Origin of the sequence: Paenibacillus oryzisoli (assembly GCF_050467285.1) — a bacterium.
GTDB classification, from domain to species: Bacteria; Bacillota; Bacilli; order Paenibacillales; family NBRC-103111; genus Paenibacillus_E; species Paenibacillus_E oryzisoli_A.
Genome location: NZ_JBCMUN010000005.1, coordinates 306,456 through 332,054, shown reverse-complemented (window position 1 = coordinate 332,054; position 25,599 = coordinate 306,456). Strand labels below are relative to the sequence as shown.

At 53.3% G+C, this 25,599-nt stretch carries 26 protein-coding genes, 1 riboswitch and 1 other annotated feature; of the genes, 24 read left to right on the top strand and 2 right to left on the bottom strand.

From position 1 onward, the window contains the following. Nucleotides 1-6: 6 nt before the first annotated feature. The gene (gene sigF / locus ABE504_RS07320) at nt 7-762 is read left to right on the top strand and encodes an RNA polymerase sporulation sigma factor SigF (RefSeq protein WP_126141164.1); all 756 of its coding nucleotides are present in this window, start codon (nt 7-9) and stop codon (nt 760-762) included. Nucleotides 763-904: 142 nt separating this feature from the next. On the opposite strand, the gene ABE504_RS07315 is transcribed toward sigF, so the two are convergent. Further along, entirely contained in the window at nt 905-1,111 is a 207-nt protein-coding gene (locus tag ABE504_RS07315) for a DUF378 domain-containing protein (protein ID WP_126141163.1), read from the bottom strand. Nucleotides 1,112-1,314: 203 nt separating this feature from the next. On the opposite strand from ABE504_RS07315, the gene ABE504_RS07310 reads away from it, so the two are divergent. The 23 genes from ABE504_RS07310 (at nt 1,315) to ABE504_RS07200 (ending at nt 23,380) form a co-directional block, all read left to right on the top strand. Continuing rightward, entirely contained in the window at nt 1,315-1,947 is a 633-nt protein-coding gene (locus tag ABE504_RS07310) for a stage V sporulation protein AA (protein WP_430086469.1), read from the top strand. Nucleotides 1,948-1,970: 23 nt separating this feature from the next. Continuing rightward, nucleotides 1,971-2,366, top strand: coding sequence for a stage V sporulation protein AB (locus ABE504_RS07305; protein WP_430087417.1), 396 nt, complete (start codon nt 1,971-1,973; stop codon nt 2,364-2,366). A 25-nt stretch (nt 2,367-2,391) separates the two neighbouring features. Beyond that, entirely contained in the window at nt 2,392-4,053 is a 1,662-nt protein-coding gene (locus tag ABE504_RS07300) for a spore germination protein (RefSeq protein WP_430086466.1), read from the top strand. A gap of 162 nt (nt 4,054-4,215) precedes the next feature. Next, a complete protein-coding gene (lysA, locus tag ABE504_RS07295) occupies nt 4,216-5,547 on the top strand; it encodes a diaminopimelate decarboxylase (protein WP_430086463.1) in 1,332 nt (443 codons plus the stop codon). A gap of 154 nt (nt 5,548-5,701) precedes the next feature. After that, nucleotides 5,702-6,133 carry a peptidylprolyl isomerase gene (locus ABE504_RS07290; RefSeq protein WP_126141160.1) on the top strand — a complete coding sequence of 144 codons (432 nt, stop codon included), beginning with the start codon at nt 5,702-5,704 and terminating at the stop codon, nt 6,131-6,133. Nucleotides 6,134-6,351: 218 nt separating this feature from the next. Next, nucleotides 6,352-6,530: riboswitch (FMN riboswitch) on the top strand. Between the two features lie 227 nt (nt 6,531-6,757). Further along, entirely contained in the window at nt 6,758-7,894 is a 1,137-nt protein-coding gene (ribD, locus tag ABE504_RS07285; protein WP_430087415.1) for a bifunctional diaminohydroxyphosphoribosylaminopyrimidine deaminase/5-amino-6-(5-phosphoribosylamino)uracil reductase RibD, read from the top strand. Beyond that, nucleotides 7,875-8,549 (top strand): riboflavin synthase, encoded by a 675-nt coding sequence (gene ribE, locus ABE504_RS07280; protein ID WP_430086460.1) that lies wholly within the window; start codon nt 7,875-7,877, stop codon nt 8,547-8,549. The genes ribD and ribE overlap by 20 nt, the downstream gene beginning before the upstream one ends. Nucleotides 8,550-8,608: 59 nt before the next feature. Continuing rightward, on the top strand, nt 8,609-9,838 hold the full coding sequence (locus ABE504_RS07275) for a bifunctional 3,4-dihydroxy-2-butanone-4-phosphate synthase/GTP cyclohydrolase II (RefSeq protein ID WP_430086457.1): 1,230 nt from the start codon (nt 8,609-8,611) through the stop codon (nt 9,836-9,838). Nucleotides 9,839-9,880: 42 nt separating this feature from the next. Beyond that, nucleotides 9,881-10,351 (top strand): 6,7-dimethyl-8-ribityllumazine synthase, encoded by a 471-nt coding sequence (ribH, locus tag ABE504_RS07270; protein WP_430086454.1) that lies wholly within the window; start codon nt 9,881-9,883, stop codon nt 10,349-10,351. After that, the gene (locus tag ABE504_RS07265) at nt 10,351-10,992 is read left to right on the top strand and encodes a M50 family metallopeptidase (protein WP_430086452.1); all 642 of its coding nucleotides are present in this window, start codon (nt 10,351-10,353) and stop codon (nt 10,990-10,992) included. Before ribH ends, ABE504_RS07265 begins: the two co-directional genes overlap by 1 nt. A gap of 16 nt (nt 10,993-11,008) precedes the next feature. Then, nucleotides 11,009-11,803 carry a segregation and condensation protein A gene (locus ABE504_RS07260; protein ID WP_430086450.1) on the top strand — a complete coding sequence of 265 codons (795 nt, stop codon included), beginning with the start codon at nt 11,009-11,011 and terminating at the stop codon, nt 11,801-11,803. Next, a complete protein-coding gene (gene scpB, locus ABE504_RS07255) occupies nt 11,772-12,398 on the top strand; it encodes an SMC-Scp complex subunit ScpB (protein ID WP_430087413.1) in 627 nt (208 codons plus the stop codon). Before ABE504_RS07260 ends, scpB begins: the two co-directional genes overlap by 32 nt. Before the next feature lie 113 nt (nt 12,399-12,511). After that, a complete protein-coding gene (locus ABE504_RS07250) occupies nt 12,512-13,213 on the top strand; it encodes a DUF2953 domain-containing protein (RefSeq protein WP_430086448.1) in 702 nt (233 codons plus the stop codon). A gap of 113 nt (nt 13,214-13,326) precedes the next feature. Beyond that, nucleotides 13,327-13,809, top strand: coding sequence for a GerW family sporulation protein (gene ytfJ, locus ABE504_RS07245; protein WP_430086446.1), 483 nt, complete (start codon nt 13,327-13,329; stop codon nt 13,807-13,809). A 169-nt stretch (nt 13,810-13,978) separates the two neighbouring features. After that, nucleotides 13,979-15,178, top strand: a complete 1,200-nt coding sequence (locus ABE504_RS07240) for a D-alanyl-D-alanine carboxypeptidase family protein (protein ID WP_430086444.1) — start codon at nt 13,979-13,981, stop codon at nt 15,176-15,178. Nucleotides 15,179-15,215: 37 nt separating this feature from the next. After that, entirely contained in the window at nt 15,216-15,815 is a 600-nt protein-coding gene (locus ABE504_RS07235; protein WP_430086442.1) for a nucleoside recognition domain-containing protein, read from the top strand. Between the two features lie 6 nt (nt 15,816-15,821). After that, complete coding sequence (locus ABE504_RS07230; protein WP_430086440.1) at nt 15,822-16,358, top strand: spore maturation protein; 537 nt, start codon at nt 15,822-15,824, stop codon at nt 16,356-16,358. Between the two features lie 62 nt (nt 16,359-16,420). Further along, on the top strand, nt 16,421-17,167 hold the full coding sequence (locus ABE504_RS07225; protein WP_126140582.1) for a pseudouridine synthase: 747 nt from the start codon (nt 16,421-16,423) through the stop codon (nt 17,165-17,167). A gap of 81 nt (nt 17,168-17,248) precedes the next feature. After that, nucleotides 17,249-17,782, top strand: coding sequence for a redoxin domain-containing protein (locus ABE504_RS07220; RefSeq protein ID WP_430086438.1), 534 nt, complete (start codon nt 17,249-17,251; stop codon nt 17,780-17,782). Nucleotides 17,783-17,814: 32 nt separating this feature from the next. Continuing rightward, nucleotides 17,815-19,476, top strand: a complete 1,662-nt coding sequence (resB, locus tag ABE504_RS07215) for a cytochrome c biogenesis protein ResB (protein WP_430086436.1) — start codon at nt 17,815-17,817, stop codon at nt 19,474-19,476. Then, nucleotides 19,473-20,732: a cytochrome c biogenesis protein CcsA gene (gene ccsA / locus ABE504_RS07210; RefSeq protein WP_430086434.1), complete on the top strand. Its 1,260-nt coding sequence runs from the start codon at nt 19,473-19,475 to the stop codon at nt 20,730-20,732. Before resB ends, ccsA begins: the two co-directional genes overlap by 4 nt. 48 nt (nt 20,733-20,780) lie before the next feature. Then, nucleotides 20,781-21,494 (top strand): response regulator transcription factor, encoded by a 714-nt coding sequence (locus ABE504_RS07205; protein ID WP_126140578.1) that lies wholly within the window; start codon nt 20,781-20,783, stop codon nt 21,492-21,494. Then, nucleotides 21,494-23,380 (top strand): ATP-binding protein, encoded by a 1,887-nt coding sequence (locus ABE504_RS07200; RefSeq protein WP_430086431.1) that lies wholly within the window; start codon nt 21,494-21,496, stop codon nt 23,378-23,380. The genes ABE504_RS07205 and ABE504_RS07200 overlap by 1 nt, the downstream gene beginning before the upstream one ends. Before the next feature lie 252 nt (nt 23,381-23,632). On the opposite strand, the gene serA is transcribed toward ABE504_RS07200, so the two are convergent. Next, nucleotides 23,633-25,213 (bottom strand): phosphoglycerate dehydrogenase, encoded by a 1,581-nt coding sequence (serA, locus tag ABE504_RS07195; RefSeq protein ID WP_430086428.1) that lies wholly within the window; start codon nt 25,211-25,213, stop codon nt 23,633-23,635. A 72-nt stretch (nt 25,214-25,285) separates the two neighbouring features. Beyond that, nucleotides 25,286-25,519, bottom strand: a binding site (T-box leader). Nucleotides 25,520-25,599 lie beyond the last annotated feature (80 nt).

The following is a 25,599-nucleotide window of genomic DNA, read 5'->3' as shown; positions in this document are numbered from 1 at the left end:
GGATCTATGGATGTTGATCTGAAGCATGCTTCTCATAGTTATTTAGACGATTCGGAAGTCAAACGGCTCATCGCGCTCAGCCAATCCGGAGATGGACTCGCCAGAGAAACACTTGTCAGCTGCAATATCCGATTGGTGTGGTCCGTGGTTCAGCGGTTTTTGAACCGGGGATACGAAGCCGAAGACTTGTTCCAAATCGGTTGTATTGGGCTGCTAAAGTCCGTGGATAAATTCGATTTATCCTACGATGTGAAGTTTTCGACGTATGCGGTTCCGATGATTATCGGTGAAATCCAGCGCTTTCTGCGGGATGACGGCACCTTGAAGGTGAGCCGCTCGCTGAAGGAATTGGCGAATAAGATTCGGAAAACGAAGGACGAGCTCTCGAAGAGGCTTGGCAGGCTTCCGACGATTAAGGAAGTCGCTGAAGAACTGATGATTACCGCGGAGGAGGTTGTCTTCGCGCAAGAGGCGAATAAACCGCTTTCGTCTATTCATGAGACGGTGTTTGAGAATGACGGGGATCCGATTACGTTAATGGATCAAATTTCAGACGAGACCGGCGAAAAGTGGTTCGAAAAGCTAGCGCTGAACGAAGCCATCGGCACGCTCTCCGAGCGAGAACGCTTGATTGTCTACCTGCGCTACTTCCGGGATCAGACCCAATCGGAGGTTGCGAGCAGGTTAGGCATCTCCCAAGTGCAGGTCTCACGTCTGGAGAAGAAAATTTTGCAGTCGATCAAAGATCAAATCGCTCAATAAATACGTATATGCGAACAGGCCGTGCTCCGCGAGGAGGACGGTTTTTCGTTGTTTGCTTGGTAAGGAGAATAAGGCCGCAGCCGCTTGTTGCCCGGTGTGACGGGGGTGAAGCGGCTTGTCATCCTGCACAAACAGCCTGATCTTAGCGAGCGTAGCGGTTTGTGGAATAAAATCTGATGCATACCAAGCCGCAAAGACCGACGAGTGTATACACTACGCGGCTGAGCCAGGAGGATTCCCGGTGCGAATCGCCGCCGAAGATCGCCGAAACGAGGTCCCATTCGAACAATCCGACGAGAAGCCAGTTCAGCGCGCCGATGATGACGAGCGTCAACGCGAATTTTGCCATGTTATCACCTTCTTTATCTGGATGAAGTTGGCGGTGCTCATCGTTACTATGCCAAGTGCGATAGCGGATTATGCATGGAGAATTTACCACTGGGGAAATTGTTTATGCCAAGGAAACATTTTGCATACTACGATCATAGCTGGATGATTTCCATTGAGGCGGCCGGCAGTCGTTCCAGGCTTCCTGAAAGGAGTTGTGAAGCGATGGTGGTTCCTACAAGCAAAGTGATGTACATCCGCCTTCGGCGGAAGGCTTGCGTGCGCAAAGGTCAAGTTGTCAAGCTGGGGCATATTGCCCAACTGATCGTGGACCCCGTGTATGAAAAGGCACTGCAAGAGCTGATTATTCATCAGCCGCAGCAGGCGGACGGCAATCGCGTGCTGCTCGACATGATGCTGATTATCAGCAAGGTGAGGGCACTCTTTCCGGAGCTTCAGATTGAGCATTACGGGGAGCCTCATGTGCTGCTGGAAATTACGACGGATAATCGCAAGGCGAACCCGGTGCTGATTGGTGTGGTATGGCTGTTACTGTTCATCGGCTCCGGACTCGCGATTATGAATTTTCATGCGGATGTGTCCATGCTGGACGTGCATCAGCGCATTTATGAGCTCATGACCGGTGAGAAAGTCAAGCATCCGCTTATGCTGCAAATTCCGTACTCGCTCGGTATCGGCGTGGGGATGGTCCTCTTTTTCAACCATTTATTTAAAAAGAAATTTAATGAAGAACCAAGCCCGCTGGAAGTGGAAATGTTCATGTATCAGGAAAGCATTAACCATTACGTGATTACCGAAGAGTACGGCAAAATCCATGAAAAAGGTGAGGGCAAGTGATTGCGGCGATTGGGGAAGCGATCATGATCGCCTTTATCGGTTTGGCCGGAGGCATTGCGGTTGGGAGCGGGATGGTAGCGTTTCTCGTCGTGCTGGACATTATCCCCAGGCTTGCGCAGCTCACCAGATCGTTCTCCAGCATTTATCTGTACGAAGGCGCAGTTGTGCTCGGCTCCTTGCTGTTTACCTGGGTCGATTTCAGCGATGCGCATTTTCATTTATTTCCGCTTGGGGCGGCGTTTGTCGGTCTTTTTGCCGGCTGTTTCGTTGGCATGCTGGCGGCGGCGCTGACAGAGATTATCAACGTTCTGCCGATTCTCGCCAAACGGGTTGGCCTGGATTCGTACCGCATCGTACTGCTGATGGCGATGATTTTTGGCAAAGTGTTCGGTTCATTATTTGAATGGTTGTTCTACTAATTGGGTTATCAAGGGAGGCGAGCAGATGAAATTTATTGTGAAACCGGCGCCGGAAGGCGGAGCTGATGACAAGAAGGCTGGCGAGGGGCATGCGAAAGGCCAGACACAGAATCAGGAGAAGGTGGATGGCGGGCAGGCGCAGCAGGACAAGCTCGCCATCGACGCAGAAGGCAACTTGTCTCCGTACAATCCGATTACAGAGATGACGGCGGAGGAGAAGGCGCTGAAAGAGCAGGAGGACATCCCTCAGAGTCTGCACGACGTGCAGCGTGTGCTCGAGGAGCGCGTCGGGCTGAATCGCAGCTTTGATCTGGTGATGCGGGAGATGGTGTTCGGCGGCAAGCGGGTCGGTATTTTCTACTGTAACGGCTTTGCGAAGGATACCGTGCTGACCGACATCATTACTCGGTTATCGTATGCCGGCGAAGAGGCGGTTCAGCACCACACCTTGGAGGCGTTCTTTGCTGAACTGATTCCGCACATTCAGGTCAAGAAGTATGCGAAAATGTCCGAGATCGTCGGCCAGGTGCTGATGGGCGGCTCCGGGTTCTTTATCGAAGGTGAGACCGAGGCGATTGCCGTCGATGCGAAAACCTATCCCGTTCGCTCGATCGGCGAGCCGGATTTGGAACGTGTCGTACGGGGCTCGCGCGACGGTTTTGCCGAGACGCTGCTCCAGAACGTGACGCTCGTCCGGCGTCGCATCCGTGATGAACGGCTCAAGCTGGAAATTTCACAGATCGGCAAACGAACCAAGACGGACATCTGCGTCGCGTACATCAGCGATATCGCCAACAACGATCTTGTGCAGGAAATTAAGGACCGCATGAAACAAGTGCAGATCGACGGACTTCCGCTGGGCGAGAAGCAGCTGGAGGAAATGATCGTGAATAAGGGCTGGAATCCGTACCCGATGGTCCGATATTCGGAACGTCCAGACGTCGTTTCGGCCCACTTGTTGGAAGGACATGTGTGCGTATTCGTAGATACGTCCCCTTCTGTCATGATTTTGCCGACGACGTTTTTTCACCATGTTCAGCATGCGGAGGAGTACCGCCAAACGCCGTTTATCGGGACGTATTTGCGGTGGGTACGGTTCGCCGGCATTCTGATGTCCATTTTCCTGCTGCCGCTCTGGTATTTGATCGTGGCGCATCCGGAATTGAAGCCGGCGGGCTTAGAGTTTTTGGGACCGCAAAAGGAAGGACATCTGCCGCTGCTGACGCAGTTCCTGCTCGCCGACATCGGGATCGACCTGATGCGGATGGCCGCCGTGCATACCCCTTCGCCGCTCGCGACCGCGATGGGACTCGTCGCTGCCATTCTGGTCGGGGACATCGCGGTGAAAACGGGGCTGTTCATCAATGAGGTCATCCTGTATCTCGCGCTGGCTTCGATCGGGATGTTCGCGACGCCGAGTTATGAGTTGGGGCTGGCGAACCGGATTGTACGGCTTGGCCTGCTCGTTGTCACCGCCATCTTCGGTGTGCCGGGCATGGTGATTGGCAGCACGGTTTGGCTGATTTTGCTGGCAAGCCGCAAATCGTACGGGGCTCCGTATATGTGGCCGTTCCTGCCGTTCAACGCCAAAAGCTTTTTCTCCATCATCATGCGCAAGCCGGTGCTGGCCTCCAAAACAAGGCTCAGCATCACGAAGCCGATCGACGGAACAAGGCAGCCGGAGTAAGCGCTGCACTGGGGCTGGTAGACGCCAGCCCTTTTTGTATGCGATGGTCTGTACACGTATTGTCAAAACCGCGTCCCCTATGATACTTTAAATAGAAATGCATGTATCCAATCAGGCGAATGACGGCATGACAATGGGTAACCGAGAGGGGAACATCCAGCAATGTACTTACATGGAACCAGTAAAATCAACGATCAAGGCCACCTCGAAATCGGCGGTGTCGACACGCTCGAACTCGTCGCGGAGTATGGCACACCGCTGTACGTATTCGACGAGGCGCTCGTTCGCCAGCGCTGCCGCGAATTTGTCAAAGCGTTTCAGGCGTCCGGTCTGAAATTCCAGGTTGCGTACGCCAGCAAGGCGTTCTGCGTCATGGCGATGTGCCGGATCGTCGAAGAAGAAGGCATGTCCCTGGACGTCGTCTCGGACGGCGAATTATACACAGCGCTGCAAGCGGGTTTCCCAGCGGAGCGCATTCATTTTCACGGCAATAACAAAACGATCTCGGAGATGGAGATGGCGATCGATGCGAAGATCGGCTGCTTCGTCGTGGATAATTTCACGGAGCTGGAGCTGCTGAACGTGATTGCCGGCGAGAAGCGTCAGAAGGTGAACATTTTGCTGCGGATTACGCCTGGTGTTGAGGCGCATACGCATGAATATATTTCCACGGGGCAAACGGATTCCAAGTTCGGCTTCGATTTGGGCAACGGCTCGGCGTACAAAGCGATTCAACAGGCGTCCGCGCTTCCGAATCTGGATCTCCTTGGCATCCATTCGCACATTGGCTCGCAAATTTTCGAGGTTGAAGGCTTCGCGATGGCCGCTGAGAAAATGGCGTCGTTCGCGGTACAGGTGCGCGATGAGCTTGGCGTGACGTTCCGCGTCATCAACTTGGGCGGCGGCTTCGGCATCCGCTACGTATCCGAGGATACGCCCCTGCCGGTGGCCGTCTACGTCAAAGCGATCACCGATGCGATCAAATCGAACTTCGGCCAGAACGATTATCCGCTGCCGGAAATTTGGGTCGAGCCTGGCCGCAGCATCGTCGGCGATGCCGGCACGACGCTCTACACCGTTGGCTCCGCCAAAGACATTCCTGGCGTCCGCAAATACGTCGCGGTCGACGGCGGCATGACCGACAATCCGCGCCCTGCGCTGTATGAGGCGGTCTATGAAGCAGGCCTCGCGAACCGCGCTGCCGAAGCGCCGGAAGAGGTCGTCTCCATCGCCGGCAAATGCTGCGAGAGCGGTGACATGCTCATTTGGGACGTAAATCTGCCGAAGGTGAAGGCTGGCGATATTTTGGCCGTTTCCTGCACAGGGGCGTACAACTACGCCATGGCGAGCAACTATAATCGGATTCGCAGACCGGGCGTCGTGTTTGTCAAAGACGGCGAGAGCGACCTCGTCGTCAAACGCGAATCGTTCGAGCAAATCGTCGGCAACGATGTGATTCCGAACCGGATGAAGCAAGTGTCGAAGACGTGCTAATGTAATGGGAGCGCCCCTGAGGCCACGGTTGTGGCGGAGGGGGTGTTTTTTCGTGAGGAGGGGGGCAGTGCTTACGTGAGAATCCCCCCGAGTTTGTGTATTGCCGGCATTTTTAGTAGAATAAGATATTATTTCCTAAAGGAGTGGACAACACATGGCAAAACAAGCAAAAATTACACTTGAAAACGGCGGCGAGGTCCTGATCGACCTGTTCGACCAAGATGCGCCTAACACGGTTGCAAACTTTGAGAAACTGGCAAACTCCGGCTTCTATAACGGACTTGTTTTCCATCGCGTCATCCCTGGTTTCGTAGCGCAAGGCGGTTGCCCGTCTGGGACAGGCACCGGCGGTCCTGGCTACCAAATCAACTGCGAAATCAACCCGAACAAGCACGAGCGCGGTACGCTTGCAATGGCACACGCCGGCCGCAACACGGGCGGAAGCCAATTCTATATCTGCTACCAGCCGCAGCCACACCTGGACGGTCAACATACCGTATTCGGTAAAGTTGCAAAAGGCATGGAGCACGTCGACGCATTCAAAGGCAGAGACAAAATGGCGAAAGTAGAAGTTGTCGAAGCATAAGCTGCATACAAGAGACTGCCTGGACGTTTGTTCGGGCAGTTTTTTTGCGTTGAGGGGATATGATAAGGAGAAGGAGTTACGGTGCATATGAAAGCGCTGGATTGGCGTGGGTTAGCGATTACGATGAAAAAAGGCCTTGCATTTTCGAGACGTGAGTGTTAAATTTTTCAGTAATAAAGAAATGTACAGTTCAAACTGTCGATTTCTTTACCAGTATGCAAAACCTTCGGGGCGTGGTGAAATTCCACACCGGCGGTGATTCGGCCTATGCCACCTGGCAGGGTACGATTAGTCCGTGACCCGTTGTGAAGCTAGCGGTACCTTACAACAGCTTCGCTACGGCTGACCCAGTGCAACTCTGGGACCGACAGTATAGTCTGGATGGGAGAAGGAAGATGCGAATGGTTGATTCGCTTTGCATGCTTGTTCATTTTTTCACATTCACCTAAAATTCGGCAGATCTGTCTATTTAGGCATGTCCGTCGGTCTTGTTTGAGATGTTTAAAAATGCAGCAGGCATGATGGCTGAAGCTTATTCGTGTATTTCTTACAACTCTGACCCCCGTCCGGTATTCGGAATGGGGGTCTTTTTGCATGTATTGCAGAGAAGGAACGGTGATCACCATGGACGTGTTGAATGATGAAGCTTACATGCGACTCGCGCTGCAGCTCGCGCAAAGCGCGCTTGGCCAAACCGGCATCAACCCGGTCGTTGGCTGCGTGCTGGTCAAAGATGGCCGCATCGTGGGCATGGGAGCGCATCTGAAGCGCGGACAGGGCCACGCGGAGGTGCTCGCGCTGCAGATGGCGGGCGAGGAAGCGCGGGGCAGCACGGCCTACGTTACACTGGAGCCGTGCAGCCACTACGGCAAGACGCCGCCGTGCAGCAACCGGCTCATCGAAGCCGGGGTCAGCCGCGTCGTCGTGGCGGCGACGGACCCGAACCCGCTCGTCGCGGGCAGCGGGATTGCGCGCTTGCGCGAGCACGGCGTGGAGGTCACGACCGGGCTGCTCGCCGAGGAATCCGAACGCCTGAATGAGGCGTTCAATAAGTTCATCGTCACACGGCTGCCGTTCGTGACGATGAAGACGGCGAGCACGCTGGACGGCCGGATCGCCGCCAAGACCGGCGACAGCAAGTGGATTACGTCGCCGGCGTCGCGCGCTTTTGTGCATACCTTGCGCCATCGGCACCAGGGGATCATGGTCGGCGTTGACACCGTCATCGCCGACGACCCGCAGCTGAGCGCGCGCGGCGACGTACCGGCTGTGCAGCCGGTACGGATCGTCGCGGACTCGCGGCTGCGCATCCCGCCGGGCGCCCGCGTGCTCTCGGAGCAGGATCGTCAACCGACGATCCTGCTCGCGAGCGCACAGGCGCCCGCGGAGCGGCGCGCCGCGCTCGAAGCGCGCGGCGTCACGGTCCTCACCTGCGGCGACGGGCCGCAGGTGGACCTCAGGCTCGCCATGCAGCAGCTGGGCGAGCGCGAGATCGGCTCCATCCTCCTGGAGGGTGGAGGCCGGCTCAACGGCGCGATGCTGGAGCAGCGCCTGATCGATAAGATGGTGCTGATGTTTGCGCCGAAAATTATCGGCGGCGGACCGGCAGCACCGGTGAACATCGACTTCGCCGGCTTCGCGAAGATGGCTGACGCCATCGAGCTGGATCGGCTGAAGGTCGAGCAGTTCGGACCGGATGTATGCCTGACAGGCTATCCGATGTACAAGGAGGAGGTGCCGCATGTTCACGGGCATCATTGAAGAAATCGGCCAGATGCGCCGCATTCATAGCGCAGGGCAGGCGATGGTGCTGACCATCGCGGCCAAGAAAGTGCTCGAAGACGTGCATCTCGGCGACAGCATATCCGTCAACGGCGTATGCTTGACCGTCATTGCCTACGACAAGGAGTCGTTCGCGGTGGACGTCATGCCGGAAACGTACCGCAAAACGAACCTGCGCTCGCTGCAAACCGGCGCGCGCATCAATCTGGAGCGGGCGATGGCGGCGAACGGCCGCTTCGGCGGTCATATCGTGCAGGGGCACGTCGACACGACGGCGACGATCACGTCTCGCGTCCCTGAGGAAAATGCGGTCGTATACCGGTTCCAACCGGCCAAAGCTGCGATTTTCCGCTATATCATTCCTGGCGGTTCGATCACGATCGACGGCATCTCCTTGACGGTTGTCGACGTGACAGACCAGGATGTGGCGGTCTCGATTATCCCGCATACGTTGGCACAGACGGTGCTGCAAGATAAAAAACCGGGAGACTCCGTTAACATTGAATGCGATGTCCTGGGCAAATATATGGAGAGACTGCTGAAGTTCGGTCCAGCTGAGCCCGAAGAAGCGCGCGGCAAGCGGCAGGGCGGCGGATTAACGGCTTCTTTTCTGGCAGACAACGGCTTCTTGTAAGCCTTCAAACAGGCAAACGAACTTTCGCGTGCGGCTAACGCGCAGATGAGGTGGATACCATGGAACAAACCTATACGTTTAACACGATTGACGAGGCGCTGGCGGCGCTGTCCGAAGGCAAAGTGATTATCGTTGTCGATGATGAGGATCGCGAGAACGAGGGCGATTTTATCGCGCTGGCTGATAAAACGACGCCGGACGTTATCAATTTTATGATCAAAGAAGGCCGCGGACTGGTCTGCGCTCCGATTACCGAGGAACGCGCGCAGGAGCTGGATCTGCCTCCGATGGTGGTGCGGAACACGGATTACCACGGGACCGCGTTTACAGTGTCTGTCGACCATGTGACGACAAGCACCGGCATTTCCGCACACGAGCGGGCCAAAACGGTGCTCAGTCTGATCGACCCTGCGACGAAGGCGCAGGATTATCGCAGACCGGGTCACATATTCCCGCTGATTGCGAAAAAAGGCGGCGTCCTTCGCAGGGCCGGACATACGGAAGCAGCCGTTGATCTCGCGGTGCTGTGCGGTTCCTACCCTGCCGGCGTCATCTGTGAAGTGATCAAAGAGGACGGCACTATGGCGCGCGTGCCCGACTTGATGGACATTGCTGCGAAGCACGGGCTGTGCATCATTACGATTCAGGATCTGATTCACTACCGCAACCAGCGGGAGAAGCTCGTGCAGCGGGAAGTAGAGATTCAGCTTCCGACCGATTTTGGCACGTTCCGGGCAATTGCGTATACGAACCAGCTTGATAACAAAGAGCATGTTGCCTTGGTCAAAGGAGAAATCGATCCTTCGAAGCCGACGCTCGTCCGCGTTCACTCGGAGTGTCTGACTGGGGATATCTTCCATTCACACCGCTGTGATTGCGGTCCGCAGCTCGAAGCGGCGTTAAAACAGATTGATGCAGAGGGCAATGGTGTATTATTATATATGCGTCAGGAAGGCCGCGGCATCGGATTAATCAATAAATTGAAGGCATATGCCCTACAGGAGCAGGGATTGGATACCGTGGAAGCGAATATTAAGCTTGGGTTTGCTCCAGATCTTCGGGATTACGGCATCGGCGCGCAAATTTTGAAAGATCTTGGCATTAGCCAACTTCGCTTGCTCACAAACAATCCGCGTAAAATCAAAGGGCTTGAAGGCTACGGCTTGGAAGTGGCAGAACGGGTGCCGATCCAAATGGAAAGCAAGAAGCACAACCTGGACTACCTCAAAACCAAAAAGCAAAAGCTGGGCCACATGCTGAATTTCATCGATTCTGGCCGCGGCATCTAAACCATAGAAGATTTTTTTAACCGGAAAAGGAGACGAACGAACATGGCAACGATTTTCGAAGGACATTTAGTATCGCAGAATTTAAAATATGGGATCGTCGTAGGCCGTTTTAACGAATTTATTACATCCAAGCTGCTCGGCGGCGCGCAAGACGCTTTGAAACGCCACGGCGTGCAAGAAGACGAAATCGACATCGCCTGGGTACCAGGTGCATTTGAAATCCCGCTGATCGCGCAAAAAATGGCGGAAAGCGGCAAATATGACGCTGTCATTACGCTTGGGGCGGTTATTAGGGGGTCAACGCCTCATTTTGACTACGTGTGCGGCGAGGTTGCCAAAGGCGTGGCGGCGATCAACTTGAAAACCGGCGTGCCAACGATTTTCGGCGTGTTGACGACGGATTCCATTGAACAAGCGGTTGAGCGTGCAGGCACGAAAGCGGGCAACAAAGGCTGGGAAGCTGCGGCGACAGCGATTGAAATGGCGAATTTGACCAAGCAATTCCAGTCCTAATGTTATTGTATTTTCATCTCGAAACCTTGCTGCCCCGGCTGTGTGCCTTTCTTGTGGCGATGGCGCTGCATGATGCCGCACATCTGGGGGCCGCATGGCTTCTTGGGAATCGCGCGTTCAAGCGCGGCATGGCGGCTGCTTTCAATCCCTTGGCGCGTCTTGACGCCATCGGGCTGGCGATGACGCTGTTCGGTCCTTACGGATGGTCCAAGCCTCTGCCGATTGAGGCAAGCCAATTTCCCCGCTGGCCACGGCTGGCGAACACGCTTGTCTACGCGGCCGGTCCGCTTATGAATTTGCTCCTTGGCATCATCTTCTGGTGGTTGAATTTTACGCTTCCCGAAACGTTCGGCGCCAGGATGGAAACGCTGGACGTGGAAATGTGGCGCATCTACTTGCAGTACGCCGTTATTGTGAATGTGATGCTCGGTCTTATTCATTTCTTGCCTTTGTACCCGCTCGATGGATGGGCGATTTGGAAAGGCTTTCTGACCCCAGGCAAGCAGCGCAAACTGGCGAGGTACGAGCGGCACGCGCTTATGCTTGTGCTGTTTCTCATGATTACCCCGGTTGGACAATGGCTGCTGAGCCATGGCTATCCGTATATTGCGCAGTTCATTATGTACCTTTATTCACTTTGACAAGGGGTAGAACGACATGAAAGTTACGTATAAGCTGGAAGCATTTGAAGGGCCCCTTGATCTCTTGCTTCATCTTATTGACAAGAACGAACTCGATATTTATAACATTCCGATTAAAGAAATTACCGAGCAGTATATGGACTATGTTCAAGCGATGCAGGAACTTGAGCTGGAAGTGGCGAGCGAATTTCTCGTGATGGCCGCGACGCTCTTGTCGATCAAGAGCAAGATGCTGTTGCCGAAACCGCCTGTCATTGAATTCGATGATGAGTTTTACGATATGGATGACGACTATGACCCGCGTGCAGAGCTTGTGGCCAAGCTGATCGAGTACCGGAAATATAAATCGATTGCGGATATGCTTCGAGAGAAGGAAGTGGAACGCAGTCTCGTTTTCACGCGTGAGCCGGAAGATTTGACCCCGTTCATGCAGGTTTTACAGGAAAATCCCGTCGAGGGACTGGATGTTGCGGATTTGCTGTACGCTTTTCGCCGCACACTGCGCAAGCTAGTGAACCGCAATGTGGTGACTCGTATTCGTAGAGACGAGATTTCCGTCAAGGATCGGATTAAAGAAGTTGTCGGCCTCTTGAAGGAACGCGGCGGAAAGCTGCTGTTTTCCAAGCTGTTCGACTACGAAATGACACGTGAGGAAATCGTCGTGACGTTTCTGGCGATTCTTGAGCTGATGAAAATGAAAGTGATTATGTGCCATCAGCATGGGTTGTTTGATGATATTGTCATTCAAGCGAAAGAGGAGGTTGCAGCGAACATTGACACTGAGTATACAACAGATGAAATCGATTATTGAAGGCCTGCTCTTCGCGGCCGGTGATGAAGGTTTGGATGCCAAACAGCTTGCAGAAGTTATGGAGATCGACGCCTATATCGTGAAAGATCTGCTCAAAGATATGCGGACGGATTGGAAACGCAAAGGCCGCGGCATCAAAATCGTGGAGGTTGCAGGCAGCTACCAGCTCACCACGCTGGCTGAGCATGCGCCTTATTTTGAGCGGCTCGCCTATACGCCTGCTCGCTCTACACTGTCCCAGGCTGCGCTTGAAACGCTGTCCATTGTAGCGTACAAGCAGCCGATTACGCGCGTGGAGATCGAAGAGATCCGCGGGGTCAAATGCGACCGTGCGCTCGCCACGCTGGTCAGCAAAGATCTGATCGAGGAAGTCGGCCGGGCAGAAGCGGTGGGAAGACCGATTTTGTACGGGACATCCAAACAGTTTTTAGAATATTTTGGGTTGAACTCGATTCAGGAATTGCCGGATTCGGCGAATTTCCAGGGCGACTTCGATTTAGAGGAAGAAACTCGCATGCTGTTTGATCGGATGAACGATCAGAAGCAGCTGACGATGGAAGATTTGAATGGACTGGAGAGCGACGAGCAAACGTAATGCGGTACTTTCCAGTCATGCATTTCATTTCCTATTGCAGGCTATACTAACTCCATGGATGAGAATGGTTTCTCATGTTTGGAGTTTTTTTATTTAGGGAGGAGATTGTGGCTTTGCTGTGGGTTGGAATCGTCTTTATCGTTGTCGCGGCTGCAATAGTATTGGCTTTACTCAGCTGGATCCGCGGGGAATTTTATTTTTCCAGAGTGAAGGATAACGATACACTATCCGTTGAGGTACGTGCTTTGTTCGGGCTGGTGCGCTACCGTTTTGTCATCCCGGTTATTCAATTCCGAGGTTTTACACGAGGTGTTTTTTTTCAATCCGAGACGGTGAACCAAGCAAGTGCGGACTTGAAAGACAAGCGGAAGGACCATATCACGAAGGATAAAATCATCGAGTTTTACAAGGAAGCAAAGGATCTGTTGATACACACGCTGAATTTGCACAGTTGGTCGAAGCAAACACTCGCGCGAATGGAGTGCACAAGACTTCGTTGGGTGACGCAAATAGGGCTCGGCGATGCGCCGGAAACGGCGATTACAACCGGTGCGGTGTGGGGTATCAAATCTTCGCTGCTCGGTTTTGGCGCCCGCTATGTGCAGATGACGGCCAAGCCGATGGTCAACGTCGTGCCCCTATATAACCAGAAGCAGTTTGCGACGGAGCTTCATATGAAAGGACGTATCCGGATGTGGTGGGCGCTCAAAGCCGGCATTCGATTAGTCGTCCGTGCCGCGAAGGTGAAGGGCGGGCTGCGCACATGGGTGCAATTGGTGCTGAAAACGAGGACGAGATTTAAACCGGCGTCCTAGAAATCATGTACATAACGGGATTATTCTAAGGGCATTCTAGAAATGAACCATGTTAGTTTTTTGTCGATTGTGGCCGCATGCAGCGGTTAAAAAATGCCAAGGAGGAATTGCACATGTCCGAACATCCGATTGAAGGCCTTATGAAAGTCGCCATGGAAAACATAAAGGAAATGGTCGATGTTAACACGATTGTCGGCGATCCCGTTGAAACACCGGATGGCAGCGTAATTATGCCGATCAGCAAAGTGGGATTCGGTTTTGCTGCCGGAGGCAGCGAATTTGTGACTGACTCTGAAATTGAGATTGAAGGCTCGTCTGTCAATCGCGTGGATTCGCTGAACGCCAAGGTAGCACTGCCATTCGGCGGCGGCAGCGGCGGCGGCGTGTCGATTACGCCGATTGCGTTTCTAGTGGTTGGTAAACAGGGCGTGAAGGTTGTTCCGCTTGACAATCAAACGCACATTTTGGAACGTCTCATCGACTCCGCCCCGCAAGTCGTTGACAAGATTCAAGGCATGATGAAGGGAATGGGCGCGAAGACGCCTTCCGCCGCTACCAGCGTAACAAATGTCGAGAATCAAAATTTCATTGTCTAAATATGGTCTCGTTCGAGCTGCCCTTGGTGGGCAGCTTTTTTTATTTATGCATGCTCTCACAGCTACCCCAAATATCCGCTGTCCGACATATCCACTGTCTACGCGCATATACTTGTACAAAGTTTTGTACAGGCAATGGACCAAAGTTCGCAGGCGTAGGGGGATTCCAATGAAATCGAAATGGTTGTATATGCTCGTGTGTTGTTCACTGCTCGGGATGCTGCTGGCACCGGGGACGTACGAGAAAGCGGAGGCGGCTCCGCCGGGCATCTCCACGAACGCGGTCGGCGCGTCCCTCGTTGATGTGGCCTCCGGGCGGGTTCTGTATAGCGTCAAAGGGGACACGCCTATGCGAATAGCTTCTCTGACAAAAATTATGACAGCGATCATCGCGATTGAAGAGGGCAATCTGGACGATATGGTCACAGTGAGCCGTAACGCCGCAGGCAAAGAAGGCTCTTCCATTTATCTCAAGTTGGGCGAGAAAATGAAGCTGCGCGATATGCTGTACGGCTTGATGCTCCGTTCCGGCAACGATGCGGCGACGGCCATTGCCGAGCACATCGGCGGCAGTGTGGACGGCTTCGTGTATTTAATGAATGAGAAAGCGAAGATGCTGGGCATGGATCATTCGCATTTTACGAATCCGTCGGGGCTGGACGAGGGGGAGGGGCATCGTTCCTCACCGAACGATATGGCCAAGCTGACCGCGTATGCGCTGAAAAACAACGTGTTTCAGGAGATTGTTTCCACCAAGCTGAAAAAAGTGCCAAATCCAAACGAGACTTGGGATTATTCGTGGCTGAATAAGAACAAAATGCTCTCGCTCTTCGAAGGGGCAGATGGCGTGAAAACCGGCTACACCAAGCTTGCCAAACGCTGTCTGGTGTCATCCGCGACACGCGGCGGGCAGCAGTTAGTCGTCGTGACGCTGAACGATGGGGATGACTGGGCCGATCACGGCCGGCTTTTGCAATACGGGTTCACCTATTTCCCGCTGCAAACGGTTGTGAAGAAAGGCGACCCGATTGAAGGAACGAATTTCGTCGCCGGCAATACATTCATGTACCCGCTCGCGGAAGGAGAGGCGGAGAACCTGACCTTCCGTACAAAGCTCACTGATCCGCTGTCCACGAACTATCGCTTGGCGGAGCGCGGAACGGTGCAATTTTCCCTTGGTGGCAAGCTGATTCAGTCGATTCCAATGTACGAGAAAGGCAGTCCCTTACTGGAGAAGCCGTCGCAATCCTCGTTTTCTTTTCAACCAAGCCAGCCCTATAAGGAAAAATGGTACACCCAGTACGGCTTTGTGATACGCGCACTCATCGAGCATTTATTCAGTATTTCCGGTTCTCCGTGGGCGGATTGATTCCGCTGCCGGATAGCCGAGAGAAGGAGGAACATCCATGGTCAATTGGATTTGGCTATTTTTCATCGTGGTCGGCTTCGGGTTTGCTGCAATCAACGGGGATGTGGAGGCGGTTACGCAGGCAGCCTTCGACGGGGCAAAGAGCGGTGTAACCGTCTGCTTCGGTCTGATTTCCGTCCTCGTCTTCTGGATGGGCATGATGCGTATTGCGGAAGACGCCGGTATTCTCAGCAAAATGGCCCGACTGCTGCAGCCGGTTGTGCGCTTCTTGTTCCCGAGCGTTCCGAAAGATCATCCTGCGATCGGCTATATCATGTCTAATATGAGCGCGAACATTCTCGGTCTGGGCAACGCGGCGACGCCGATGGGAATTAAAGCGATGCAGGAACTGCAGAAGCTGAATTCGGACAAGGATACGGCAAGCACGGCGATGTGTACGCTTCTGGCGCTTAATACGTCGAGTATTACGTTGATTCCGACGACGCTGATCGCGATCCGAATGAACTTTAATTCCATGAATCCTGCGGAAATCGTAGGGACGACGCTGATGGCGACGATCATTTCGACGGCTGTTGCTATTTTTGTGGATCGCTGGTATCGGCGTTCGCGATCGCCCATCCCTCCGCTGAAAGGATGATCCCCCATGTATGGCATCGTTTCCCTCATTTCGGCCTGGGCGATTCCCGTTATGATCGTATTTATTCCGCTGTATGCCGCTTATCGCAAAGTGCCTGTCTACGAATCGTTCGTGGAAGGAGCGAAGGACGGCTTCGATACAGCGGTCAAAATCATTCCCCATCTCGTCGGCATGATGGTGGCGATCTCCGTCTTTCGCGCTTCGGGCGCGATGGATTTCGTCATCGGCTGGATGCGGCCGTTCTTTGAACGCATCGGCGTACCGACGGAGGTGCTGCCGCTGGCGATTCTCCGCCCCATTACAGGGGCGGGCTCGCTGGCGTTCACCACCGACCTTATCGAACAATTCGGCCCCGATTCGATGATCGGGCGCATCGCTTCCACCGTGCAGGGCAGCACGGATACGACGTTGTACGTGATTACCGTCTATTTTGGCGCCATCGGCATTCGCAAAGCGGGCTACGCCCTCAAGGTCGGCCTGATCTCGGACGCTGTCGGATTTATCGCTTCGATCATCATTTGCTATCTTGTTTTCGGGGCCTGACCGCCTTACCCTTGTGATTTGCCGTTAAGTCCGTTATCATAAGCATGAGGTGAAAGCGGACAATGGAAAGACTGCAAAAAGTATTAGCGGAAGCGGGAATTGCTTCCCGCCGCAAATGTGAAGAAATCATCTTGGCGGGCCGTGTCCAGGTGAACGGAGAAGTGGTCACGACGCTGGGTGTGAAAGTAAATACAGAGGAAGATGAGATTAAAGTGGACGGCCGGGCGATCGGACAGCAGCAGAAGATTTATGTGATGCTGAACAAGCCGAAGGGCGTGATCACGAGTGCGACGGATCCGGGCGGCCGCAAAGTGGTGACTGACTATTTACCGGGGATCAAAGAGCGGGTATACCCGGTCGGACGGCTCGATTACGATACGGAAGGGCTGCTCCTGCTCACGAACGACGGGGAGTTTGCGCATTTGCTTACCCATCCGAAGCATCACGTGCCCAAGACGTATTTGGCGACAGTCAAAGGTGTTCCACACGGCTCGTTATTAGACAAGCTCAAAATGGGCATACAGTTAGAAGACGGCATGACGGCGCCTGCCGAAGTCGAGTATGCAGACGTGAATCCGGATAAGAAGGAATCGGTTATTCAGATTACGATTTACGAAGGCCGCAACAGGCAGGTCAGACGGATGTTCGAGGCGATTTCATTTCCTGTCGTCAAGCTGAAGCGCGTCAAGTTCGGACCGATCTTCCTGACGGGGCTGCCGAGAGCCAAGTATCGGCATCTGACGCCGAAAGAAGTCGAAGAGCTGCGAAACGAGGCGCTCAAGTCACATAACGTTCAAAAAGGCCAATAAGAATTGGCCTTCTTTTCGTTATAATAAGGGTATAAATGATGGAAAAAATAACATTGTCCAAAAAGTGAAGGTGATTCTTTCGTGGGTCGACATAAGAAATGGGTACAGATCGGGATTTTTGCCGTCGTGCTCATTATTGGCGTGTTTACGATTATTACAAATTTATCCGCTTCCAGCGGCAAGAAGTACCCTCAAGAGGGGGATAAGGCGCTCAACTTCTCTTTGGTTGGCTTGGATGGCAAGACGCATGAATTGTCGGAATATAAAGGTCAGCCGGTGCTGATTAATTTCTGGGGGACGTTCTGTCCGCCGTGCAAAGAAGAAATGCCGGATCTTCAGAAACAGTACGATAAATGGGCCTCCAAAGGCGTCGTTTTCCTGGAAGTGAATATCGACAAAAATAAAGTGACGGTTCAAGGCTTTATGGATCAATACAAGTTGAATCTGCCCGTGCTGCTCGACGCGAACGAGGAGGTTCGGAGAGCGTACGGCGTCATGGACTATCCGACAACGTTCTTTATCGGGAAAGACGGTAAGGTCGCTGTGAAAAAAATTGGCCAAATGACCGAAAGCTTTATTGAGGAAACATTAATCGGTCTGGTTGGCAAATCTTAATTCGCAAGTTCGTTTAAGGCAGGGAGGTCATCATGTTTTACAATACAAAATGCGACTGCGGGCATCAGAACCCGACAGGTACAACGCTTTGCGAATCCTGCGGCAACCCGCTGATCGATGCGGACGGACGCGATATTCTGGAGATGCGGTATGACGGGATGGCGCGCCGCTCCCAGAAATCCAATCCTTCCATTCTGGATAAAGTCTGGAATTTCTTTTCTTCGGTAAAAATAGCGGTATGGATCATCGTGTTTACGCTCCTCGCTTCGGCTGTCGGCACCATCTATCCGCAAGAGAATACGTTTCTGGATATGGACCCGGTCCAGTATTACACGGACAATTACGGGACACTCGGCAAGATTTACTACGCCCTCGGCCTCTCGCATACATTCAGTTCATGGTGGTTCATTACGCTGCTCTTCATGATCGGGACATCGCTTGTCATTTGTTCCCTTGACCGCGTGCTTCCGCTTTACCGGGCGCTGTCCAAGCAGCAAATTCGCAAACACTTGAACTTCCTGACCCGGCAGAACGTGACGCTTACGACAGAGCTTCCGGCAGGTAGCGACGCAGTGGTATGGACAAGCAAGATGGGCGAGTTGCTGAAGAAGAAGTATTACCGCGTACATACGGACGGCTCGGCGCTGCTTGCCGAGAAATATCGATTCAGCCGCTGGGGCCCTTATATCAACCACATCGGACTTATTATTTTTCTGATCGGCGTCCTGATGCGCAGTATCCCAGGGTGGCACATGGATCAATATATGGGCATTCTGGAAGGCGAGACGAAGCCGATCCCGCATACGTCTTACTACATCAAGAACGAGAAGTTCACGCTCACGCTGTACGACGATAAAGAATTGCCGGAAAGCATCAAGGAAAAAGGGCAAATCGTCCCGAAAACGTACGAAACGCAGGCCGTGTTGTACCACTGTACAGCGAATTGCGATGATGCGACGAAGGAGCCTGTGCTCGAAGAAGTGCACCGTTCCGATATTTTGGTCAATCATCCGTTAGATTACAAAGGTTTGCAAGCGTATCAATTTAATTATAAAGTGTCGCCGCTCTTGATTTCGGTGAAACCGACGCTCAGCAATCCGGTGACAGGGGAGAGCTATGGTTCGTTCGAGCTGCCGATGACGAATCCGAAGGACGAGTATCAGGTGGGACCTTATAAGCTCAAGCTGAAAGGCTACTATCCCGAGTTTGGCATCGAGAACGGTCAGCCGATTTCCAAATCCAACGAGCCAAATGCGCCAGCGTTTATTTTCAGCATCACGGGGCCTGGACTGGCGGATAATGGCGAGCCTTATATGTACTTCCCGCGTCAAATTGATCAAGAGACGTTTTCCCAAGATACGATTAATGGTGAGATGAGCAAAAAGCTGAAAATCGCCGTCGGCTCCATGGAAGGCGTGAAATTCGCGAATTACACGACGTACCTGAACATTCGCGTCGATAAAGCGATGCCGTACATCTGGGTAGGCGCTGCGATCTTTATGATCGGCGTCATTATGGGCTTCTACTGGCAGCACCGCCGCATTTGGATCCGCATTGACGACGGCAGACTGACCCTGGGGGGGCATACGAATAAAAACTGGTTCGGCTTCCGCAGTGAGGTCGCCGCAGCCTTGATGAAAAACGAGATTGAGATTTCACCGAAATCATTAGCAAATGGAGGAACCCAGAGGTGAACGTAAACTCTGTTAGCAGTACGTTTTTATTAATCGCATTTTTTGTTTACTTGCTTGCTTTCTTGTTGTTCGTTCTTGCGATTACCGGCAAACGCTGGAGCAACCGTGATCCTGAGAAACATATGAAGCAGTGGGGATTTGTCGCCTTTCTGACCTCCGTGGTCGGTTTTGCCTGTCACGTGACGTTCTTTTTTACCCGATGGGCAGAAGGTGGACATATTCCAACGTCCAACATGTATGAATTCATGACCTTCCTTGGTATGATGATCATGTGCGCGTTTCTGATCGTGTATCTGATTTATCGTACACCGGTGCTTGGCGTGTTCGCGCTACCGGTCGGTTTTATCATTATTGCTTATGCTTCGGTGTTCCCAAGTGAAGTGCAGCCGCTGATTCCGGCGCTGCAAAGCTACTGGCTCAAGATCCACGTAACGACAGCCGCCACAGGCGAAGCGTTTTTCGCTGTAGGTTTCGCAGGCGGCCTGATGTACCTGCTTCGCTCCGTGAATTATGAAGGAACGTCCAAATCAGATAAGCGCGAGCAAAGGGGACTTGAGCTGACTCTGTTCTTCATTCTGATGCTGGTTGCCTTCATTGCCTCCATTTTTACCTTCAATGGCAGTGGCTACAAGGCGACTTTCGTCAAAGACGTGATCTCGACAGACGCGCAGGGTGCGCAAGTCACGAATCAAGTCAATGAGACGTATGTGCTGCCGCCGATCGTGAAGCCTTACGATACGAAAGTGGTGGAAATGAAGCCTTTCCTCGGCATGAAGGAGCCGCTCTTTACGGCGCCTTCCTGGATGGAAGGGGCAAGTGCCGGACGTAAGCTGAACACGGTGATCTGGTCAGTGCTTGGCGGTCTTATTCTATACGGCCTAGCTAGACTCGTAACCCGGAAGCCGCTGGGCGCTTCCATTGGAACGGCGGTTAAAGGTATGGATCCGGAAGATCTGGATGAAATCTCTTATCGGGCTATTGCGATCGGTTATCCGATCTTTACGCTCGGGGCGCTGATCTTTGCTATGATTTGGGCGCAAGAGGCATGGGGCCGTTTCTGGGGCTGGGACCCCAAAGAAGTATGGGCGCTCATTACTTGGCTGTTCTATGCGGTCTTCCTGCATTTGCGTTTATCCAAAGGCTGGCAGGGCAAGAAATCGGCATGGCTGTCCGTTATCGGATTTATCGTCGTGATGTTTACACTTGTCGGGGTGAACCTGGTCATTGCGGGTCTCCACTCCTATGCAGGCGTTTAAGGTAACATAAATGGTTCGGACATTTTAAGGAGAAGGATGTGACGAGTGATGGAAATGAAACCTAGTATTCTCGTTGTGGATGATGAGGAACGGATCCGCCGCTTGCTTCGAATGTACCTGGAAAAAGAAGGCTATGCGATCGAAGAAGCCGAAGACGGCGAAACCGCGCTGCGCATGGCGACGGACACCGACTTCGATCTCGTGCTGCTGGACGTGATGCTGCCGGGCATCGACGGCATCGAAGTGTGCTCCCGTCTGCGCCAGGTAAAATCGACGCCGGTCATTATGCTGACAGCGAAAGGCGAAGAGACCAACCGCGTCAGCGGCTTTGAAGTCGGGGCCGACGATTATGTCGTCAAGCCGTTCTCGCCACGCGAAGTGATCTATCGGGTGAAGGCGATTCTTCGCCGCTCCTCGGCGACGGCGTACTTATCGAAGGATGCGAGCTCGAGCAACAATATCGTGTTCCCGAATCTTGTGATTGAGCACGATGCGCACCGCGTGACTGCGGCTGGGCAGGAAGTGGCGTTGACGCCAAAGGAGTACGAACTGCTTCACTACTTGGCGGTGTCGCCGGATAAAGTGTTCTCCCGCGAAGAACTGCTTAAGGATGTGTGGAATTACGAGTTTTTCGGCGATCTGCGGACCGTCGATACGCACGTCAAGCGTTTGCGTGAAAAATTAAACAAAGTATCCCCGGATGCCGCCGCCATGATTACGACTGTATGGGGCGTAGGCTATAAGCTCGAGGTGCCGAAATAGTGTTTATTCTTAGAAGTGTTGTAGGTAAACTGTGGTTGACCATTATTGGCCTGGTTGGAGTCGTTTTGCTCATACTGGGCTTTTTTCTTGTCAATTATTTGGAAAATTATTTCTCGCAGGCCAAAGATCAACAGGAAAGCCTGCGCGCCATGGCGTCGAAGTTTTCGTCAGAAGCGACGCAGCATATGTACAATGAGCAGTTCTATGAGCTGAGCAATGAACTGCTCAGTTTCCAGGATGCGCGCTTGCTGGTCGTGAATCTGGAAGGCAAAGAGATGGTCATTCCAGACACCCCGGGGAGCACGTTAATCGATTTCCACGTGTCGGATTTCTTTACGCAGGCCGAGCTGCAGGAGGTGTTCTCCGGCAAAACGCTTAAGAAGACGGTTAATTCGGCGACGAAACGATTCGGCAGCGGCACGGAGTACCTCGTCGTCGCGGTGCCGCTGTATAACCTCCAGGGCGTACCTGCAGGCGCGACGTTGGTCTATCAATCGCTGCAGTCTTTGGAAGCGACGCAGAATTACATGCTCAAGCTGTTTGTGTATGTTTCTATCGTCGGGTTTCTGATGACGACATCCTTTGCCTTTTTCCTTTTTTCCCGTATCACGCGACCTCTCCAGCAGCTCAAAAAAGCCGCGGACTTCATCACGATGGGGGAATACGGCACGCGCGTGCCGATTACGTCGAAGGACGAAATCGGTGAGCTGGCAAAGACGTTCAATCACATGGGCGAGAAAATGCAGGACAGCATCAACGCCTTGAGCGAAGAGAAGGAGCACTTGTCGAGCATTCTGCGCAGTATGACCGACGCGGTCATCACGGTCGACAGCAACGGCTCCGTCATGCTCAGCAATCCGCAAGGGGAGAAGATCGTTGAGGAGTGGAGCGCTATTGAGTGGGACGACGCAGACGGCGAGCCGCCGCGTTATCCGAAGCCGGATCCGTCTTTGGGCGACTGGGGGCTGACCAGCTACCGCAACCCGTACCTGACGCCGATCCCCGTACCGTTGGTCCCGCTTTTCGAAGCGGTAGTCGAATCTTCATCGGAATGCGCGACCAAGCTTCATGTGCAAAACAGTGTGTGGTCCGTCGCGATGACGCCGCTCTATTCGTCGCAGGACCATGTGCGCGGCGCGGTCGCCGTCCTCCGGAATGTCACGGAGGAAGAGCGGCTCGATAAGCTGCGCAAAGATTTCGTGGCGAACGTCTCGCATGAGCTGCGTACGCCGATTTCGATGCTGCAGGGCTACAGCGAAGCCCTGCTCGATGACATCCCGACGACGCCGGAGGAGCGCGTCGAGCTCGTGCAGGTCATCCACGACGAGTCGCTACGCATGGGACGCCTCGTCGGGGACCTGCTCGACCTGGCCCGGATGGAAGCGGGCCAGATCGAGCTCTCTCTCAGGGAGGTCGAGCTCGACTCCCTGATGCGCCGCATGCACCGGAAATTCTCGGTGCTGGCGAAAGACCGCGGCATTCTGCTGAGCGCAGAATTGCCGACGGAGCCGCTCATCCTGCAGCGCGCGGATGAGGATCGTTTGGAGCAGGTGTTCACCAACCTGCTCGACAACGCGTTCCGGCATACGGCCGCAGGGGCGCGTATTGCCTTGATGGCGCAGCCGGCGGTCTACAAGGACCGGCCTGTCATCCGCGTCGATATCAGCGACGAGGGGAAAGGCATTCCGGCCGACGACCTGCCGTACATCTTTGAGCGATTCTACAAGGCGGACAAAGCGCGCACGCGCGGCACGACGGGTGGAACAGGCCTCGGCCTCGCCATCGTCAAAAACATCATCGACGCGCATCACGGCAGCGTCACGGTGCACAGCGTGCTCGGTCAGGGCACGACGTTCACGATTTACTTGCCAAGCGAAGCAGGATAAGCCGCATGCTTCGGCACGTCACCTCATTTCGACATAAAGAAAAGGCGTTTGCCGAGATTCCTCTCAGCAAACGCCTTTATTTGTAGAATATTCAGATAAAATCTTGTTGCTCGTGAAACAATTTGTGCTCAGTGGTAGTTCAAAAAGTCGTCTTTTGATCACGAAGTCATTCAGGTAGCAAACTCGACATCGAATCTTGCGTTCACCTTCTCGGTGCTGAAAAGCCGACTTTTTGAACTTGATTTTATTTTCTTATAGCGTAAGAGCACGAACATTCACGATTTCAGCTTGCTCCACGAGGTTTTCCAGCACTTCGGCAGGAGCTGCTTTATCCACAGTCAGCACCATGATCGCGGATCCGCCGATCACTTTACGGCCTACCTGCATCGTTGCAATGTTCACGTTATTGCTGCCAAGCAACGTACCTACGCGGCCGATGATGCCCGGTTTATCGTTATGGGAAATCAAGAGCAGATTGCCTTCCGCTGCGAAGTCGACCGGATATTGATCGATGCGCACGATGCGCTCGCCAAAGCCGGCAAGCAGCGTACCTGCTAGTGTTTTCTCTTCTTGTTTCGTTTTCACCGTTACTGTCACCAGGTTGGTGAAGGAGCTCGAAGCGTTCGATTGTTGAACGACGATGTTCACGCCGCGTGTTTTGGCAAGGTGCATTGCGTTAATAATGTTGATCGACTCGAGTTGGTTCTGGAACAAACCTTTGACGATGTAACGAGTCAGCGGGCTTGTATCGACGTCTGTCAATTCGCCAGCATAGTTAATGACGATTTCGGAGACAGCGCCTTGCGCGATTTGTCCGAGCATCGAACCGATTTTCTCACCAAGATTGAAGTATGGCTGAAGCTTGTTCATGACATTCGCCGGTACAGGCGGCATGTTGACCGCATTTTTGAACGGCTCGTTGCGCAGGATATGAAGCACTTCTTCGGAAACGTCAATCGCTACGTTTTCTTGGGCTTCGATCGTGGAAGCGCCAAGGTGAGGCGTCACGATCACCTTCGGATTGTTCAGGAACGGATGATCTTTTTGCGGAGGCTCGACTTCAAACACGTCGAACGCTGCGCCGGCTACAATGCCTTCTTCAATCGCTTCGACCAACGCCATCTCGTCGATGATGCCGCCGCGTGCACAGTTGATGATGCGAATGCCTTTTTTCATCAATTCAAATTGCGGTTTGGAGATCAGGTGGCGCGTTTCCGGTGTCAGCGGCGTGTGAACAGTGATGAAATCGGCTTGCGCTGCGATTTCGTTGACAGTTCCGAGTTTTACGCCCATTTTCTCAGCGCGTTCTTCGGTGAGGAACGGATCGTAGCCGATAACGTTCATGCCGAATACTTTCGCGCGTTTCGCCACTTCACTGCCGATCCGGCCCATCCCTAGGATACCGAGCGTTTTGTTGCGAAGCTCAACCCCGATGAATTTGCGGTCCCATTCGCCGCCGACCGTTTTCTTATAGGCTTGCGGAATCATACGCGCTGTGGACATCATCATGGCAAATGTCAGCTCGCAAGTCGCGATCGTATTGCCATCCGGTGCGTTGATAACGATGATGCCGCGTTTGGTCGCAGCTTCCAGGTCGATGTTGTCAACGCCTACGCCTGCGCGGCCGATAACTTTCAGCTTGGAAGCCGCGTTCATGATTTTCTCGGTCACTTTCGTTTGGCTGCGAACGAGCAGGGCGTCGAATTCGCCAATGATGGCAACGAGTTCATCCTCGGAGAGTCCGGGTTGTTTCACTACTTCAACATCGGCAGCATCGTAAAGCATTTGAATTCCCATGTCACTAATTGGATCGGATACTAAAACTTTGTACATGATTTCGTTTCCTCCTTAGAATTGAACATAAAAAAACTCCCAACCCGCGGATACAGACATTACGCCTATAGCCAAAGGGACGAGAGATTGCTTTCGTGGTACCACCCTAATTCGCTGCCCATTCGCACGGGAAGCCTCAGTTGGTCTTGCGACCTGGGACGATAACGTGTCCCTACGACGATTGCATCTACTTCCGTTCAATGCAATAACTCTGGAGTGCTCCGCAAAATGTTCACTGCCGATTCCCACCAATCATCGGCTCTCTGTAAGCTACTTAGCTTTGCTTGGCTCCGTCAACGCTTTAACTTGCTATAGAATTTTCATTAGATTACCATGCGTATGAAGTGGTGTCAATACATGTCGAACGGAATTCACACCGAAGTCAT